The 16,724-nt window shown below is 62.1% G+C and carries 16 protein-coding genes and 2 riboswitches; of the genes, 2 read left to right on the top strand and 14 right to left on the bottom strand.

The features are described from left to right. Positions 1-122: 122 nt before the first annotated feature. The 7 genes from PSH57_RS10420 to PSH57_RS10390 form a co-directional block, all read right to left on the bottom strand. A complete protein-coding gene (locus PSH57_RS10420) occupies positions 123-1,340 on the bottom strand; it encodes an amino acid deaminase (RefSeq protein WP_305389352.1) in 1,218 nt (405 codons plus the stop codon). Positions 1,341-1,369: 29 nt separating this feature from the next. After that, the gene (locus tag PSH57_RS10415) at positions 1,370-2,134 is read right to left on the bottom strand and encodes an IclR family transcriptional regulator (RefSeq protein WP_305389351.1); all 765 of its coding nucleotides are present in this window, start codon (positions 2,132-2,134) and stop codon (positions 1,370-1,372) included. Positions 2,135-2,279: 145 nt separating this feature from the next. Continuing rightward, positions 2,280-2,669, bottom strand: a complete 390-nt coding sequence (locus PSH57_RS10410) for a RidA family protein (RefSeq protein WP_305389350.1) — start codon at positions 2,667-2,669, stop codon at positions 2,280-2,282. Between the two features lie 42 nt (positions 2,670-2,711). Then, complete coding sequence (locus PSH57_RS10405) at positions 2,712-3,503, bottom strand: amino acid ABC transporter ATP-binding protein (RefSeq protein WP_305416530.1); 792 nt, start codon at positions 3,501-3,503, stop codon at positions 2,712-2,714. Then, positions 3,500-4,162, bottom strand: a complete 663-nt coding sequence (locus PSH57_RS10400; protein WP_256230741.1) for an amino acid ABC transporter permease — start codon at positions 4,160-4,162, stop codon at positions 3,500-3,502. The genes PSH57_RS10405 and PSH57_RS10400 overlap by 4 nt, the downstream gene beginning before the upstream one ends. 9 nt (positions 4,163-4,171) lie before the next feature. Then, complete coding sequence (locus tag PSH57_RS10395; protein WP_256230743.1) at positions 4,172-4,834, bottom strand: amino acid ABC transporter permease; 663 nt, start codon at positions 4,832-4,834, stop codon at positions 4,172-4,174. A gap of 54 nt (positions 4,835-4,888) precedes the next feature. Beyond that, complete coding sequence (locus tag PSH57_RS10390; RefSeq protein WP_305389349.1) at positions 4,889-5,737, bottom strand: transporter substrate-binding domain-containing protein; 849 nt, start codon at positions 5,735-5,737, stop codon at positions 4,889-4,891. A 350-nt stretch (positions 5,738-6,087) separates the two neighbouring features. Between PSH57_RS10390 and PSH57_RS10385 the strand changes: the two genes are divergently transcribed. Then, the gene (locus tag PSH57_RS10385; protein ID WP_305389348.1) at positions 6,088-6,561 is read left to right on the top strand and encodes a thioredoxin family protein; all 474 of its coding nucleotides are present in this window, start codon (positions 6,088-6,090) and stop codon (positions 6,559-6,561) included. Here the strand turns inward: PSH57_RS10385 and PSH57_RS10380 are convergent. From PSH57_RS10380 to cobW, 7 genes are all read right to left on the bottom strand, one after another. Beyond that, complete coding sequence (locus PSH57_RS10380; RefSeq protein WP_305389347.1) at positions 6,537-6,818, bottom strand: type II toxin-antitoxin system RelE family toxin; 282 nt, start codon at positions 6,816-6,818, stop codon at positions 6,537-6,539. The genes PSH57_RS10385 and PSH57_RS10380 overlap by 25 nt on opposite strands. Next, positions 6,808-7,056, bottom strand: coding sequence for a type II toxin-antitoxin system Phd/YefM family antitoxin (locus PSH57_RS10375; protein ID WP_305389345.1), 249 nt, complete (start codon positions 7,054-7,056; stop codon positions 6,808-6,810). Before PSH57_RS10375 ends, PSH57_RS10380 begins: the two co-directional genes overlap by 11 nt. 66 nt (positions 7,057-7,122) lie before the next feature. Continuing rightward, complete coding sequence (locus PSH57_RS10370) at positions 7,123-8,769, bottom strand: phospholipase D-like domain-containing protein (RefSeq protein ID WP_305389344.1); 1,647 nt, start codon at positions 8,767-8,769, stop codon at positions 7,123-7,125. A gap of 197 nt (positions 8,770-8,966) precedes the next feature. Beyond that, positions 8,967-9,572 (bottom strand): vWA domain-containing protein, encoded by a 606-nt coding sequence (locus PSH57_RS10365; protein ID WP_305389342.1) that lies wholly within the window; start codon positions 9,570-9,572, stop codon positions 8,967-8,969. A 53-nt stretch (positions 9,573-9,625) separates the two neighbouring features. After that, positions 9,626-10,627, bottom strand: a complete 1,002-nt coding sequence (locus PSH57_RS10360) for a magnesium chelatase ATPase subunit I (RefSeq protein WP_305389340.1) — start codon at positions 10,625-10,627, stop codon at positions 9,626-9,628. Positions 10,628-10,837: 210 nt separating this feature from the next. Then, positions 10,838-14,599 carry a cobaltochelatase subunit CobN gene (gene cobN, locus PSH57_RS10355; RefSeq protein ID WP_305389339.1) on the bottom strand — a complete coding sequence of 1,254 codons (3,762 nt, stop codon included), beginning with the start codon at positions 14,597-14,599 and terminating at the stop codon, positions 10,838-10,840. 3 nt (positions 14,600-14,602) lie between these two features. Next, positions 14,603-15,667 (bottom strand): cobalamin biosynthesis protein CobW, encoded by a 1,065-nt coding sequence (cobW, locus tag PSH57_RS10350; protein ID WP_305389338.1) that lies wholly within the window; start codon positions 15,665-15,667, stop codon positions 14,603-14,605. 99 nt (positions 15,668-15,766) lie between these two features. Beyond that, a riboswitch (cobalamin riboswitch) is annotated at positions 15,767-15,981 on the bottom strand. A gap of 214 nt (positions 15,982-16,195) precedes the next feature. Further along, a riboswitch (cobalamin riboswitch) is annotated at positions 16,196-16,433 on the top strand. Positions 16,434-16,533: 100 nt separating this feature from the next. Here cobW and PSH57_RS10345 point away from each other — a divergent pair. Then, positions 16,534-16,722, top strand: coding sequence for a CbtB domain-containing protein (locus PSH57_RS10345; RefSeq protein ID WP_047227828.1), 189 nt, complete (start codon positions 16,534-16,536; stop codon positions 16,720-16,722). Positions 16,723-16,724 lie beyond the last annotated feature (2 nt).

Below are 16,724 nucleotides of genomic sequence, written 5' to 3'. Positions count from 1 at the left end.
AGGCCGCTATCGCGAGCAGGCTCGCTCCCACAGGGGATATTGGTGAACACAAATCCTGTGTTCGCAACCGCCCCCACTGTGGGAGCGGGCTTGCTCGCGAAGGCCGCGACTCGGTTTCAAGGCTAGAAACACGTCTCCATGCTCTCGACCACCCGCAACTGCTCATCCACCAGGCACGCCACCCGCCACTTGTCGAAAGTCAGGCACGGATGCGACGTACCGAACGAGATGATGTCGCCTACCCGCAATTCCACCCCGGTCGCCACCGTCATGAACGCATGCTGGTCCATCACCGCCGTCACCTTGCAGCCGGCCAGGTCCTGCCCCGATATGGAGTCGGAACCGGGCTGGTAACGCTTGAGCGGCACCGGCAGCCCGGCGTCGTAGGCCACGTCGCGTTTACCCAGGGCGATCACCGCGAAGCCGGGTTCAGGCAGCGATTGCACGTGGGCCCAGACTTCCAGGGCCGGGCGCAGGCCTTCGTGCAGGTCGCTACGCCGTTCCAGCACGCAGCACTGGGCCTCTTTGTAGATGCCATGATCATGGGCTACGTAACTGCCGGGGCGCAGCACGCTGAGGAAACGTCCGTGGGCGTTCCGGGCCTCGAAAGACTCGGCGATCAGGTCGTACCAGGCTGAACCCGAGGCGGTGATGATCGGCTTGTCGATGGCAAACGCACCGTTGTCCTGCAACTGCACCGCCAGCCCCACCAGAGACGCGGCAAACGCGCGAATGCCACTGATGGCATGGTCACCATGGATCACGCCTTCGTAGCCTTCGATACCGGTCAGCGCCAGCGCCGGCTGCGCCCGGATCGCCTCGGCCAGGGCCAGCACCTCGGCCTCGGTCCGGCAGCCACAGCGGCCACCCACCACACCGTACTCGATCATCACGTTCAGCTTCGCACCGCGCGAGGCAAAGAACGCACCCAGCTCGGCAACGTTGTCGGGATGGTCGACCATGCAATGGAATTCAAACGCAGGATCTGTCAGCAAATCCGCGATCAGCGCCATGTTTGGCGTGCCCACCATCTGGTTGGCCATCAGCACCCGGCGCACGCCATGGGCGTAAGCGGCACGAGTCTGCACCGCGGTGGCCAGGGTCAGCCCCCAGGCGCCGGCCTCGAGCTGGCGACGAAACAGCGCCGGGGTCATGCTGGTCTTGCCGTGGGGCGCCAGTTCGGCGCCACTGTCCGTGACGAACTTTTGCATCCAGCCAATGTTGTGCTCCAACGCTTGGCGATGCAAAACCAGCGCCGGCAGACTGATGTCCCGCAGCAGGTGATCGCCCGCTTGGGCGGCCCCCTTCTCCACGGCAGCGTTATGAATGGCAGAAGACATGTTCACACTCCTCACACAGCCGCGGCTGTCTATTCATTGATGCGACGGGCCAGGTTGTTGGCGCTTTCGATCAGCACCCGGCGATAGTCGGCGTAGTTGTTCTTGGCGTCGGCCCGTGGGGCGACGATGCACAGGGTTGCAATGGCCACGCCATTGGCGTCTTTGACCGGCGCAGCGAAGCAGTGGGTGAAGGTGTCGGCCACACTGTCGAAGGAGAAAAATCCATCGAGGCCGGCCTGGCGAATCTGCGCGAGAAACCGCTCCAGCGGCAGGCGCTCGCCGTCCGGCAGGATGAAGTCGTCGGGGTCGATCAGGTCGACGATCTGCTGGTCACTCAGATGCGCCAGCAGCAGGCGTCCGGATGCGGTCCAGGGAATCGGCGCGTTCTCGCCGATGTCCGAGGAAATACGAAAATGCCGCTCCCCCTCCTTCATCAGCGCCACCGTGTATTTGCGCCCGTTGAGCAGGCACATCTGAGCGGTTTCACGGGTTTGGCTGACGATTTCCTGCAAGGCGTGATCGGCCTCGCGACTCAGGTCGAAATGCCGCAAGTGCGCCTGCCCGAGAAAGTACAGCTGACGGCCCAGGTAGACGTGGCCGTCCTTGCCCACCGGCTCCAGGATGCGTCGCTCCAGCAGCGACGCCACCAGCTCGTAGACCGTGGACTTGGGGCTGCCGATGCCGCTGGCGATGTCATTGGGGCGCAACGGCTGGCCGATTTCCTTGAGGAAATCGAGGATATCGAACGCCCGGTCCAACCCTCGGGCCCGGCGCTTGATGGTGTCTTCGGTCATGTCTTCGGTTCCCATTCAATTGGCCGGGAGTTTAACCAGAGTGCTGCACCGTCTGATAGATTGCTATCGCGGGCAAGCCTTGCTCCCACAGGAGAATGCATTCCCTTGTGGGAGCAAGGCTTGCCCGCGATGAGGCCTCAGTGATTCAGGCCTTTTTCTTGTAGGCGACGCAGTCAATCTCAACCTTGCAATCAACCATCATGTTCGCTTGCACACAAGCCCTGGCCGGGGCATGTTCGGGGCTGAAGTATTCACCAAATACTTTGTTGAAACTCCAGAAATCCCGCGGATCTTCCAGCCATACGCCGCAGCGCACCACATCTTCAAGGCCATATCCGGCTTCTTCAAGAATCGCGATCAGGTTCTTCATGGTCTGGTGGGTCTGCTCGACGATCCCGCCGACAATAATCTCGCCGTTCACCGCCGGCACCTGACCGGACACATGCAGCCAGCCGTCGGCCTCCACGGCCCGGGCGAAGGGCCGTGGCTGGCCGCCGCCTGCGGTGCTGCCGGTGCCGTAGCGCGTAATGCTCATAGGTGTTTCTCCTTGCTTGTATCAATCAAAGGTTCAATAGAATTAAAAACGGGTGTTCTTGAGAAATTCAGCCAGCCGTGGCGACTGTGGCCGTTCGAACAGTTCCTTCGGCGGGCCCTGCTCTTCGATGCGGCCCTGGTTCATGAACACGATTTTGTCGGACACCTCGAAGGCAAAACGCATTTCGTGGGTCACCAGCAGCATGGTCATGCCGTCTTCGGCCAGCCCCTTGATCACATTCAGCACTTCGCCCACCAGTTCCGGGTCCAGGGCCGAGGTCACTTCGTCGAACAGCATCAGGCTGGGGTTCATGGCAATCGCCCGGGCGATCGCCACACGCTGTTGCTGGCCGCCGGATAACTGACCGGGATAGTGATCACGCCGTTCCAGCAAGCCGACCCGCTCCAGCCATTTCTCGGCCAGGGCCACGGCTTCGTCCTTGGCCAGCTTTTTCACCTTGAGCAGGCCCAGGGTGACGTTCTGCAACGCAGTCAAATGAGGGAACAGGTTGAATTGCTGGAAGGCCATGCCGGTCATGGCTCGGTGCCGGGCGATGACTTTTTCCGGGTGGCGCACGCGCTTGCCGCCCACCTCGTCGTAACCGATGGCCTCGCCGTCGAGCACAATCTGTCCGCCCTGGAACTCTTCAAGCATGTTCACGCAACGCAGCAGCGTGGTTTTGCCCGAGCCGCTGGAGCCGATCAGGGTGACGACATTGCCGCGCTGCATGCTCAGGTCCACGCCCTTGAGCACTTCCACCGGGCCGTATTGTTTGCGCAGACCGCGAATGTCCAGCAGCGGTTGGGTATTGGTAGAGGTCGAAACATCAGTCATGGCAAGGCCACCCGCTTTTCAATGTGCCGCCCGAGCAATTCGATGGCGTAGTTGATGATGAAAAAGAGAAACCCGGCGAACAGGTAAAACTCCAGGGTCATGAAGGTCCGGGCGATGATCTGCTGAGTGCTGAGCAGCAGTTCGGCGACGCCGATCACCGACAACAGGGTCGAAGCCTTGACGATTTCGGTGGAGGAATTGACCCAGGTCGGCAGGATCTGCCGCAGCGCCTGGGGCAACAGCACATAACCCAGCGCCTGGAAGAACGTCAGGCCGATGGCCTGGCTCGCTTCCATCTGTCCACGGGGCAAGGCCTGCAAGGCGCCGCGCACAATCTCGGCCACATGGGAACCGCAAAACAGCGTCAGGCCCAGGGCACCGGCCTCGAATGCGCCGATCTGCCAGCCCAGGGCCGGGGCCATATAGAAACAGGCCAGCACCAACACAAACACCGGGGTGCCGCGAATCACGTCGACGTAGAAACGAAACGGCGCGCGCATCCAGAAACGACCGTAAGTCAGTACCAGTCCGGCGAACAGGCCGATCAACGTGCCTAACAAAATCGCCAGCAACGAGCACTGCACGCTGGTCAGGAACCCGGCCCACAGCGTCTCCCGGGCAACCCACAACTCATGTAACCAACTGGGGGATTCGTACATGGAACACTCCTAACGGCGGATCGCCAGACGCTGCTCGAAATAGCGCAGCAGCATGGCAATGAGGTAACAGGCCGCGACATACAGGGCCGTGGTCACCAGCCAGGTTTCGATCACCCGGTAGCTCTCTACGTTGATCTTGCGGGCGTAATAGGTCAGCTCCGGCACGGCAATCGCCGCCGCCAGTGAGGTGTCCTTGAACAGCGAAATGAAGTTGTTCGACAACGCCGGCAACACGTTGCGCAGCATCACCGGCACGGTGACGTAGGCCTTCACTTGCCACTCGCCCAAACCGATGGCCAGCCCCGCCTCACGCTGGCCCTTGTGAATGCTCAACAGCCCGCCACGGAACACTTCGGTCAGATAGGCCCCGGCGTACAGCGAAAGCGTGATGACGAACGAGGGAATTTTATCCAGGCGAATACCCAGGCTCGGCAAGGCGAAATAGATCAGCAGGATCAGCACCAGGATCGGCGTATTGCGGATCACCGTGACATACACCGAGGCCAGCAGCCGCAACGCGCGGTGCTTGCTCAGCAGCGCGAACGCCATCAGCAGGCCGATCACGCAACCGATGGCGATCGACACCAGCGCCAGGGAAAGGCCCAGGCCGAGCCCCGCCAGCAAGGTGTCGAAATCGCGCCACACGGCGGCAAAGTTCAACTGATAATTCATGGTCGACAGTACCTTCAACGGGGCGCCATCAAGGGGCGCCCCGGGCTCACGGGGTCATTTGAATTCGACGGGGAAACCGATGGCCGGCGACGGCAGCTCGACGCCGAACCACTGCTTGAACGACGCCGCGTAGGTGGGGAATTCCACGCCGGTCATGGCTTCATGCAAGGTGGTGTTGACGAAGTTCAGCCAGTCCTGGTCGCCGCGCTTGACCGCGCAGGCATAGGTTTGCGGACTCCAGGCGTAGGCCGGGCTGCGATAGCGGCCGGCGTTCTGCACCATCAGGTATTTAACCGAGGATTGGTCGGTGGCGGCCGCATCGGCGCGCCCGGAGTTCACCGCCTGGTACATCAGGTCGACGCTGTCGTACTGGTCGACCTTGGCCTTGGGCAGCGCCTGGTGCACCAACTCTTCGGCGTAGACGTTCTGCAGCACAGCTACGGTGACGTCATCGCCGGCGGCCTTGAGGTCTTCGATTTCCTTGTACTTGCTGTTGGCCGGCAGCAGCAGGCCCACACCCTCGCGGTAGTACGGCAAGGTGAACGCAACCTGCTGGGCGCGGCTGGCGGTAACGGTGATGAATTGGCAGCTCATGTCGACCTTGTCGGTCAAAAGGTTCGGAATCCGAGCATCGGACGACTGCACCACAAACTCGACTTTCTCCGGGTCATTGAACAGGCCCTTGGCGACCATCCGCGCGATGTCGATATCAAACCCCTGCAACTTGCCATCCGCTCCCTGGAAGTGCCACGGCGCATTGGTGCTGCCCGTGCCCACGATCAATTTCCCGCGCTGCAGCACGCTATCGAGCTTGCTGTCCGCCGCCTGAGCGACACCCATGGCAGCCGTCGTGGCCGCGAAGATAAAAACACACGCTTTGAACAAGGAAGGTCGGCGATGCATGGCAAGCACTCCTGAGTCAGTTTATTCCGCTATACCGGAATCTAGTATGTAACAACGGAATAGACAGCAGAAAGTGTGCCACAGCCATGCGGTATATGGATAAGGAAAATGGAAAACCAATGAAATCAGAAGGATGGCAAGTGCAGACGTATCAATAGGGACGCAGGCATCTGTGCAGGCACTGCTACTGTTGGCTACAGCATTCGGGTAGCAAGGCCCCATACAGGGAGCAAGCGATACTTTTGCGCACCAAAAGGGAGCCGTTCAACTGTCAACTCTGACAGTAGCGATGCCCGGCCGTGTTGCTTATGGTTGCAAACACTGACTCTGTCGATGAAGGGAAGCCCGCCATGAGTTCGTTCATCACCCACATCGCCTCATCGAAGGACTACCGCACAGCTCTCAAGACCTGGCGCCCGGTAGTCTTCTATTTCGGCCATCCCCACTGCTACGCCTGTAGCTGGGCCGAGCCGCTGTTTTGCAGCGTTGCCGAGACATTCAAGGATCGGGCGGTGATCTACACATTGAGTACCAGCGAATCGCCCCGACACCCGGACGTTACCGGGACACCCACGGTGCTGTTTTATAAGGATGGGAAGTTACGCCGCAAGCTCAAGGGCGTCGGTGATCAGGCTTCGCTAACCCAGAACTTTGCCGAACACATCGGCCGAACCAAACCCAGACGGCCGCGGCGTTCGCCTCGCCGTGACTTGCACTGGTTGCACGAACAACTGCGAACCTTGTGCCTGGTCTCTCGGGCACGGGGACTCCAAAGGTTGCGGCGAGGCAAGCCGGGCGCCTACCGCTTGGCCGCCTCGTCATAAACCTGGCTGCGCTCGCGCTTACCAACCGCGATCACTGTAACAACTAGCAAATCATCTACCACTCGGTAAACCAATCGATAGCCGGCGCTACGTAACTTGATTTTATAGGCGTTGCCCAGCCCATGCAGACGGTCTGCCTGGACATGCGGATTCACCAGTCGCTCCTCGAGCTTTTTCTTGAATTGCTCTTTGAGTGTTGCACCCAGTTTTTGCCATTCCTTCCAGGCTTTATCAGAAAATTCCAACTCATAGGTCATCAAGAGAAACCTTTATCGTTGGATCATTTTCACGCTCGCGGCATAGAGCAATCAGTTCCAGATCTTCAAGCCGATCCATCATGGCTTCATATTCTCGAGCGGGGACGCAATAAAATGCCGGCTCATTGCGGTTGAGGATTGCTACGGATAATCCTCCACCGGCAGCCACAGTGCCCATCGGATTTTTCTTGAGTTCGGAAATGCTGGCTACAACTTGAGAAAGCACAATATGTGTCATGAGATGAGTCCTTGAGCACTCTTAATGGCGCTAAAAATAGCACTCTAAAACACCTCTTACCACCGTTCAGCGTCCGCAAAACCTCACCCTGGACAACATCCGCAAATCCCCCTGGCGGTAATAATCATCCGTCCAGCTGTCATCCGCCGCCAGCGGCTTGACCTGCTTGAGCGCCAGTTTTTTCACGAAATAGCGAAAGCGGTAATGCTCATAGAAGCGCAGCAGCTCAAGCCCGTAGCGGTCGGCCAGATCGGTGTCGCCCTGGATGATGAGGTAGTTCTCGTCGTTGCCGCTGCTGGCTGCAGCGCTGAGGTTGTGGCTGCCGCTAATGATGGTCGGCGTGTCGCTGGTGAAGTCGGTGACGACGGCTTTGGTGTGCACCAGCAGATTGCCTTTCTGGCCTTTCATGTTTTCCCTGAGCCAGCCCTCCAGGCCGGTATTGAGCAGCGCAGTGGCGGCGAATTCGGCGGTGCGGTCGGCATGAAAACCGGTGATGCGGCTGCTGGTGTTCTGCAGCCCGTAACGCAGCACGTCGTCGTTGGGTTGGCCGAGCAGGGCATCGAGGATCCGGTCCGGCAAAGCGAAGGCGGTGACGAACAGCAGGTCTTTTTGGGCGGCATTGATGATATCGACGAAGCGATCCAGGTCGCCCTCTCCCGTACGCGGCGAGAACCCGGTGAACAAGGGTTCCTCGGGGGCCATGGGGTTGTTCCGGTTAATCCACTGACGCGTCGCCCCGACGTCCCCTGGTGCGGCCCAGATCTGCTCGAACACCTGGCGATAGCTGTCGCTGACCCGTGTATCGTCCAGCACATGAATAACGTTGGCCTGGCGGTAGACGCCATTGACGGTGAAATTGGTGCTGCCGCACAGCACGGACTCGGGGTGTAATGAACCGGCGTCGTCGACCTTGCTCAGCACGATGAACTTGTCGTGGAAAATATTGTGCGTGACGCGCCCGCGCTTGTTGGCCGCTGGCAGTGTTGCGAGGCTGGCTTCGTTGCGCAATGTACCGTCGTCTCCCGGCTCGGCGTGGTACAGCACCCGTACCCGCGCACCCCGTGCGAAAGCGGCGTTCACAGCATCGACGATCACCGGCAGTTCATATTCATAGATGGCGACGTCCAGGGCCCAACTGGCATTCAGGGCCCGGTCGATGAAACCGGTCAAGCGCCCCAGCAGACCGTTTTCCAGCCAGCGGCGCGGCGCGTCGGGCCAAGCATCGATGGACAGGTTTTTGTTGGCATCAATCAGCGCGTCCAGCTCGGGAAATTTGCGCTGGAAGGCCTGGCTGGCGGCCACGGCGCGGTTGAAGATGACCCCCTGGTTGCTAGGCTGGCCATCGTCACTGGTCACTGACACCTCAAGTGATTCCCCCAGTTGCGGCGTATCAGGGCTGCCATAGGCCAGGTGCACGCGGTAGTGAATTGCCACGCCGGGGTTGATGGCGTAGTCGGCCCAACGGAATTTCTGCAACGGTGCTTTATCGCTCGGCGTGGCGCGAAACTGCGGGAACGTGTGAACCTTGTCGGGGAAGGTCAGGCTATTGAACAGGAACAGCCAGGGCTTGGCGCCGTGCTGCTTCTCGATGGCAAAGCCGAGCAAACCCTTGCGCCGGGGTTCGGCCAGGTCCATGGCGAGCAACACACCGTTGGTGCCGGCGTAGGCCTTGACCCGAAAATCGTCCTGGGCGTTGGTGACGAGTACGCGCATGGTTCACTCCTGTGGGGGGCTGGCTGAGCATAGAACAGCGATCCGGGTTGAGGGGGCAGATCCGGGACCGAGGAGATGCCTTCGCGAGCAAGCCCGCTCCCACATTTGATCTCTGTGAACAGATAATGCGTGAACATCGCAGAACCTAGTGTGGGAGCGGGCTTGCTCGCGAAGGCGTCCGACCAGACACCTCGCACTCAAACCACCTCATCAATATGCCGATACTGCGCCCCCAACTGCCCCGCCAATTGCCGGGCCCGGCCCAGGCGAATCGGCCCGCGTTCGATGTCGATCAACAAGCATGGGCAATCAAGGGCCGGCAGTGACAGCGGCTCTTTGACTCGCCCATCGGTCATCAGCAACACCCGCTGTTGCTCAGCCGGGTAGCGCTTGCGCCGGGCCGTCAACCAGCGTCCGGCCTCGTTCAGCGCCGCCAGCAACGGTGTGCCGCCGCCGGCGCCGAGCCCGTCGAGCCAGTCCCGTAGCCCGGCCGAGGCCTTGAGCCCTTGCACCTGCCAGGCCGGTGCGCTGCCGCTGGCTGTCAGCAGTGCCAGCCGGGCGCGTTGGCGGTAGGCGTCATCGAACAGTTGTGCCAGCAGGCCTTTGCCATCGCTCAAGGCTTGATGACGACGAGTCGAGGCCGAGGCGTCGACGATGACCAGCCACAGCTCATGGGGCGAACGATGGCGTTGGTGAAAACGCAGGTCTTCGCGCAGGCGTGGACGGCCAATGAGCAAGGTGCCCGGCCAGTTCACCGCACCGCTGGTCGCCGCTTTGCCGCGGCCCTGGCGACCCTGGTCCAACCGCCCCGCACGGGGCCTGGCATTCACCCCCGCGGGCGAACGGGGGCGAATGCCTAGGGCTTTTTTGGCCAGCTCGGCACATCACGCCGAGTACCCGTGGGCAATGCCCGCGCCGGCAGGTCACCCCACTGGCCCTGGCCTTCGTCGGGCCTGGCGGTTTGATCGGCGGTGGATGGCGGCGTTTGGGACGGCGCAGGGGCCGAAGGCTCGTGCCTGCGATGACGCAACGCAAACTCGGCGACCGCATCAATGTCTTCTGCGGCAATGGCATCCGCCCCCCGCCACGCAGCATGCGCCCGGGCGGCCCGCAACCAGACCAGGTCGGCGCGCAAACCATCGACCCCGGCGGCAAAACAACGCTCGGTGATCTGCGCCAACGCCTGGTCATCCAGAGGAATCTGCATCAACCGATCGCGGGCCTGCTGGCAGCGTTCGCGCAACTGCTGCTGGGCCGGTTCCCACTGCGCACAGAACGCCGCCGGATCGCTGTCGAAATCCAGCCGTCGACGAATAATCTGCCCGCGCTCAACCGGTGCGGTGTGGCCGTCCAGGGCCACGTTCAGGCCGAAACGGTCGAGCAACTGCGGACGCAATTCACCCTCTTCCGGGTTCATGGTGCCGATCAATACAAAACGCGCCGGATGCCGGTGTGAGATACCGTCGCGCTCGATCAGGTTGGTGCCGCTGGCGGCCACGTCCAGCAGCAGGTCCACCAGGTGATCGGGCAGCAGGTTCACTTCATCGACATACAACACCCCGGCGTCGGCCTTGGCCAGAACGCCGGGAGAGAACTGCGCGCGCCCTTCCCCCAGGGCCGCGTCCAGATCCAGGGTGCCCACCAGCCGCTCTTCAGTGGCGCCCAAAGGCAAGGTAACGAACTGGCCGCTGGCCAACAGGTCCGCCAGGCCCCGGGCCAGCGTGGACTTCGCCATGCCTCGTGGGCCTTCGATGAGCACACCGCCGATTTTCGGATCGATCGCAGCCAGGCACAGGGCCAGTTTCAGGTCATCGGCCCCGACCACGGCGCAGAGCGGGAAATGAGGGGTGTCGGTCATGTTGAACTCTCAAAGGTGGTCGGTAACGTCAGTGTGAACAGAGTACTTGTGGCGAGGGGATTTATCCCCGCTGGGTTGCGAAGCGACCCCTTGTCCACCTCGGGGGCTGCTTCGCAGCCCAACGGGGATAAATCCCCTCGCCACAGATAAATCCCTTTGCCACAGGTCAACCCATCACAGGGATTGTGTCTAGCCCGTTGAATGGGCAAGTCAGTTGTCCTCTTCTATATCCAGCAACAAGTTCTCCAACGCCTCACGATACTCCCCAGGTGCCTGCCACATTCCCCGCTGCTGCGCTTCGAGCATGCGCTCGGTCATGTCGCGCAAGGCATCGGGGTTGTGCTGGCGGACGAAATTTCGGGTATCGGGGTCCAGTAGATAAGCATCGGCCAGCAAGGCGTACTGGTGATCGTCGATCAACTGCGTGGTGGCGTCGAAGGCGAACAGGTTGTCCACCGTCGCCGCCAGTTCAAATGCACCTTTATAGCCGTGACGTTTGATCCCGTCGATCCACTTCGGATTGGCCGCCCGGGACCGAATGACGCGGTTGAGCTCTTCTTTCAACGTGCGGATCTTTGGCAAGTCCGGCTGGCTGTGATCGCCGTGGTAACTGGCCGCCGTTGCGCCGCCAAGGGTCTCCACCGCCGCCAACATGCCGCCCTGGAACTGGTAGTAATCGTTGGAATCGAGCAGGTCGTGTTCGCGGTTGTCCTGGTTCTGCAACACCGCCTGCACCTGACTCAGGCGCCGGGAGAACTGCTCCCGGGCGGCGGTGCCTTCATCGCCGGCGCCGTAAGCGTAGCCGCCCCAATTCAGGTAGACCTGCGCCAGGTCTTCGCGGCTCTGCCACAGGCGGCCGTCGATGGCGCCCTGCACACCTGCGCCGTAGGCGCCGGGCTTGGCACCGAAGATCCTCCATCCGGCCTGACGGGCCGCGACCTCCGGTTCAAGGCCCGATTCCAACAGGGCCTGGCGCTCGCTGCGCACCTTCGCCGCCAAGGGGTTCATGTCATCCGGTTCGTCGAGGGCGGCGACGGCCTGCACCGCCGCATCGAACAGGCGGATCAGATTGGCAAAGGCGTCCCGGAAGAACCCGGAGACCCGCAGCGTGACATCGACCCGAGGCCGGTCCAGCAGGCTCAACGGCAGGATCTCGAAATCATCGACTCGCTGGCTGCCCGTAGCCCACACCGGACGCACGCCCATCAACGCCATGGCCTGGGCCATGTCGTCGCCGCCGGTGCGCATGGTGGCGGTGCCCCACACCGAAAGCCCCAATTGACGCAGGTGATCGCCGTGATCCTGCAAGTGCCGCTCAAGGATCAGGGACGCCGACTGAAAACCGATGCGCCACGCCGTGGTAGTCGGCAGGTTGCGCACCTCCACCGAAAAGAAATTGCGCCCGGTGGGCAACACATCCAGACGTCCGCGACTCGGCGCACCACTAGGACCGGCCGGCACGAAACGTCCGCCCAAGGCATCGAGCAAGCCACGCATTTCCGCCGGGCCGCAGGCGTCCAGACGCGGAGCCACGACGCCGCGCAGGTTTTCGATAATGCTGTTCACCGTCTCCCAACCCGGCGCCTCAAGTTGCGCGACCACGCCTTCCAGGGCCTGCTCGATCAATTGCCCGGCGAACAATTCCAGACGTTCACGAGTATCGCCAGCGGTACGCCAAGGTTCGTTGCTGATCCGACGCAAGGCTTCGGGACAAGCGCCGGTCCAGGGTTCGGCCAGCGCACAATCGAGCGGATCGAAACCCAGCGCGAAGGCCTTGGCCAGCGCCCGCAGCAAACTCGACTGCGCGCCCTTGCCATCACCCCGGGGAATGCGCAGCAACGCCAGCAAGGTGTCGATGCGCAAACGTTGCGTGGGCGACTCGCCAAAAATGTGCAGGCCGTCGCGGATCTGCGACTCCTTCAGATCGCACAAGTAGGTGTCCAGGCGTGGCAGCCAGATTGCCACGTCAGCATCGCCGTCCAGTTGCAACTCGCGGTCGATGTGGGTTTCGCGCACCAGATTCAGAATGTCTCGCTGCAGTTCCCGGGCGCGGCGTGGGTCGAGCAGTTGCGCTTCGTAGTATTCGTCAGCCAACAGCTCGAGGTTACGCAGCGGCCCATAGGTTTCGGCCCGGGTCAGCGGCGGCATCAAGTGATCGATGATCACGGCCTGGGTGCGTCGCTTGGCCTGGGCGCCCTCGCCCGGGTCATTGACGATGAACGGATAAATGTTCGGCAACGGTCCCAGCAGCGCATCCGGCCAGCAGCTTTCCGACAGCCCGACGCCCTTGCCCGGCAGCCATTCGAGGTTGCCGTGCTTGCCGACATGAATCAGCGCGTGGACGCCGTAGGTGTTACGCAGCCAGAAATAAAACGCCAGGTAGCCGTGGGGCGGCACCAGGTCCGGGTCGTGGTACACGGCGCTCGGATCGACCTGATAGCCTCGGGCCGGCTGGATGCCGACGAACGTCAGGCCCAGGCGCACACCCGCGATCATCAGTCGGCCATCGCGGAACATCGGATCCTGTTCGGGTGAGCCCCAACGCTCCAGCACCGCCTGGCGATTGGCCTCGGGCAATGCGTCGAACATGGCCCGGTAAGCCTCCAGTGCCAGGCTCTGATGACAGGGCCGCAGGTCGAGACTGTCCAGGTCGTTGCTCACACCGCCGAGTAGCTGCTGGATCAAAGCGGTGCCGCTCGCAGGCAGTTCGGTCGGCAGCGGATAGCCCTCGGCCTGCAAGGCCCGCAGGATATTCACCGCCGCCGCGGGGGTGTCCAGGCCGACGCCGTTACCGATGCGCCCATCCCGGGTCGGGTAGTTGGCGAGGATCAGCGCCACGCGCTTTTGCGAATTGGGCAGGCACGCCAGGTTCGTCCAGCGCCACGCCAGCTCAGCGACAAAATCCATGCGTTCGGGCACGGCGCGGTAGCAGACCACATCGCTCTGGCTGCGCTCGCTGCGCCAGGCCAGGTCCTTGAAACTGATGGGGCGACTGATGATCCGCCCGTCCAGTTCCGGCAGGGCAATGTGCATCGCCAGATCCCGCGGGCCCAGGCCCTGCTCACTGGCGCGCCAGCCCGGCTCGTTGTCCTGGGCGCAGATCGCCTGGATCACCGGGACGTTGCGGCGAAACGGTCGCAAATGTGGCGCTTCGGGGCTCGATTGGGCGAAGCCGGTGGTGTTGAGGATCACCCCTGCCGCCACCTCATCCAGCCAGTCTTCAACCAAGGCCAGGCAACCGGGCTCCTTGAGGCTCGCCACGGCAATTGGCAAGGGATTGAGCCCCGCCGCTTGCAGGCGCTGGCAAAACACGTCGATGAATGCCGTGTTCGCCGCTTGCAGGTGGGAGCGATAAAACAGCACCGCCGCCACCGGCTGCCCGACCTGCCAGTCGCTATGCCAATCGCCCAGGGTGGCGTTGGTTCTTTCCGGATGGTAGATCGCCGTGCGCGGCAGGGGTTGGGGTTCGCCCCAAGGATAGTCGCGACCGAACCATTGGCTGGCCAGGTTATGGAACAGATCCAGGGCATTGCCCAACCCGCCTTGGCGCAGGAACTGCCAGAGCCGGTCCCGATCCTCATGGGGTACGTTGCTCAAATCGCTGAGTTCCGGGTCCGGCCGATCGTCCCCCGGCACCAGGATCAGCTTCACCCCGCGCCCGGCCAGTTCCATAAGGCGTTCAATGCCGTAGCGCCAATAACCGATGCCACCATGCAGGGAAAGCAGGATGACCTTGGCGTGACGCAACACGTCGTCGAAATACAGATCCACCGAGGCGTGGTTTTGCACCTGCATCGGGTTGGCGAGGCGAAACTGCGGATAGTCGTCTGGCAACTGCCGCGCCGCTTCGGCCAGCAGCGCCAGGCTGGAGTCACCGCTGCACAGGATCACCAGCTCGGCGGGGGTTTGTCCGAGATCGGCAATGTTGTCGTCCGACACGAAACCGCCGGGCTGGGTCCTGAGCAGGTGCATGGCTTAGACGCTGAGGGCTGCGCGCAACTGCGCTTCGAGCAACCCGGCATCCAGCGCCTGGCCGATCAACACCAGACGGGTGACCCGCGCTTCATCGGCGCCCCACTGACGGTCGAAATGTTTGTCGAAGCGCGTGCCCACGCCCTGGATCAGCAAACGCATTGGCTTGCCAGGAATCGCCGCGAACCCCTTGACCCGCAGCACGCCGTGCTGCACCACCAATTGGGTCAGTGCGTCCAGCAGCAGGCTTTCGTCGGCCTGGGGCAGTTCGATGGAAATGGAGTCGAACGCGTCATGATCATGGTCGTCATCGTCGCCGTCATGGTGATGGTCGTGATGGCTGTGACGGCTGTCGATGTGTTCCTCGGAGCCGGCGCCCAGGCCGATCAACACGTCCAAAGGCAGGCGGCCGCTGCTGGCTTCGATGACCTTGACCGCCGGCGGCAGCTCTTCGGCCACTTCCAGGCGCACCTTGGCCAGGTCTTCAGGACTGATCAGGTCGGCTTTGTTGAGGATCACCAGGTCGGCGCTCGCCAGTTGGTCGGCGAACAGCTCGTGCAGCGGTGATTCGTGGTCCAGGTTGGGGTCAAGTTTGCGCTGGGCATCGACCTGGTCGGGGAACGCGGCGAACGTGCCGGCGGCCACGGCCGGGCTGTCGACCACAGTGATCACCGCATCGACGGTGCAAGCGCTACGGATTTCCGGCCACTGGAAAGCCTGGACCAGGGGTTTGGGCAGCGCCAGGCCGGAGGTTTCGATAAGGATGTGATCGAGGTCACCGCGCCGCGCCACCAACTCGCGCATCACCGGGAAAAACTCTTCCTGTACGGTGCAGCACAGGCAACCGTTGGCCAGCTCATAGACGCGACCGCTGGCTTCTTCTTCGGTGCAGCCGATCGAGCACTGCTTGAGGATTTCGCCGTCGATGCCCAGCTCACCGAACTCGTTGACGATCACCGCGATGCGCCGTCCCTGGGCGTTGTCGAGCATGTGCCGCAGCAAGGTGGTTTTACCCGAGCCGAGGAAACCGGTGACGATGGTGACAGGGAGTTTGGCCAGTGTTTTCATCGGATGCCCTTTGGCAAGGTGGCGGGCAAACGGGACGACAATCCGCACGCTTGAGCGCACGCGGAAGATTTCGCCACCGGATCACCCCGCCCGGTTGTAGTGAGAATCTGTTTCGAGGCAGGTCTCCTGGCTGACGGTGGGCCAGTCAGTCGACTGGCAGTTGCTGCGCCTTCCCGTGCACCCTTGGTAAAAGAGCATGCACAGTGGCCTTGCAGAAACATCACCGTTCACAGTTGCGGGGGCAGCCGCGGCTTGGACCGCGTTCCCTTCTTAGCTTCGGCCAATGCCGAAGAACCTCGAAGGCGCAAGGCTACGCAGGGTGTGGGGGCGGGTCAATCTCCAGAGAGCTCTGCGGTGCACATGCTACCGCCTTCGCGAGCAAGCCCGCTCCCACACTGGATCTATATTGATTTCAAATTTTGGGCCTGGTGACGATCCAGTGTGGGAGCGGGCTTGCTCGCGAAAGATGCGACTCGGTTTCAGCCTGTAAACCCATGCCAATTGACGCCCAGCCCCCGCCCATGCTCTCCTGTGCGCCTAGTTACGGGTGCCCTTCACAGGGTGAAACGGGAAACCGGTGAATCGTGTGCTTGCTTGCCAGGCCACGTCAGTCCGGTGCTGCCCCCGCAACGGTAAGCGAGAGAAGCGTCAGATCCACTGTGCATGCCCTGCTACAACAAGGGCGCATGGGAAGGTGACGCTTGCCGGCCAGGTACAAGCCCTGCCCCTCGCGAGCCCGGAGACCGGCCCATGACTCATGCATCAACAAACCCGCGGTGGGCGGGCGCTGTTCGAACCTTGGCGGGCCTGCGCCCGGGGTTTCATTGCGCTCGATTCACCCGATGACAAGACCATAGGGAAGCGCCATGTCGACCATCAGCAGCACCGCCCGTACCGCCAGCAGCTCCACAACCCTGAGCCAGCGCCTGAGCGCAGCGATTTTCGCCTCGATTCTCGGCGCGGGCCTGGTCTATTTCGCCGGTTTCTCCCATATCGAAGCGGTGCACAACGCGGCCCACGACACCCGCCACAGCGCCGCATTCCCGTGCCATTGAGA

Source organism: Pseudomonas hefeiensis (genome assembly GCF_030687835.1).
GTDB lineage: Bacteria > Pseudomonadota > Gammaproteobacteria > Pseudomonadales > Pseudomonadaceae > Aquipseudomonas > Aquipseudomonas hefeiensis.
The sequence above is the reverse complement of the archived record's forward strand: the minus strand, read 5'-3'. Positions and strand labels throughout refer to the sequence as shown.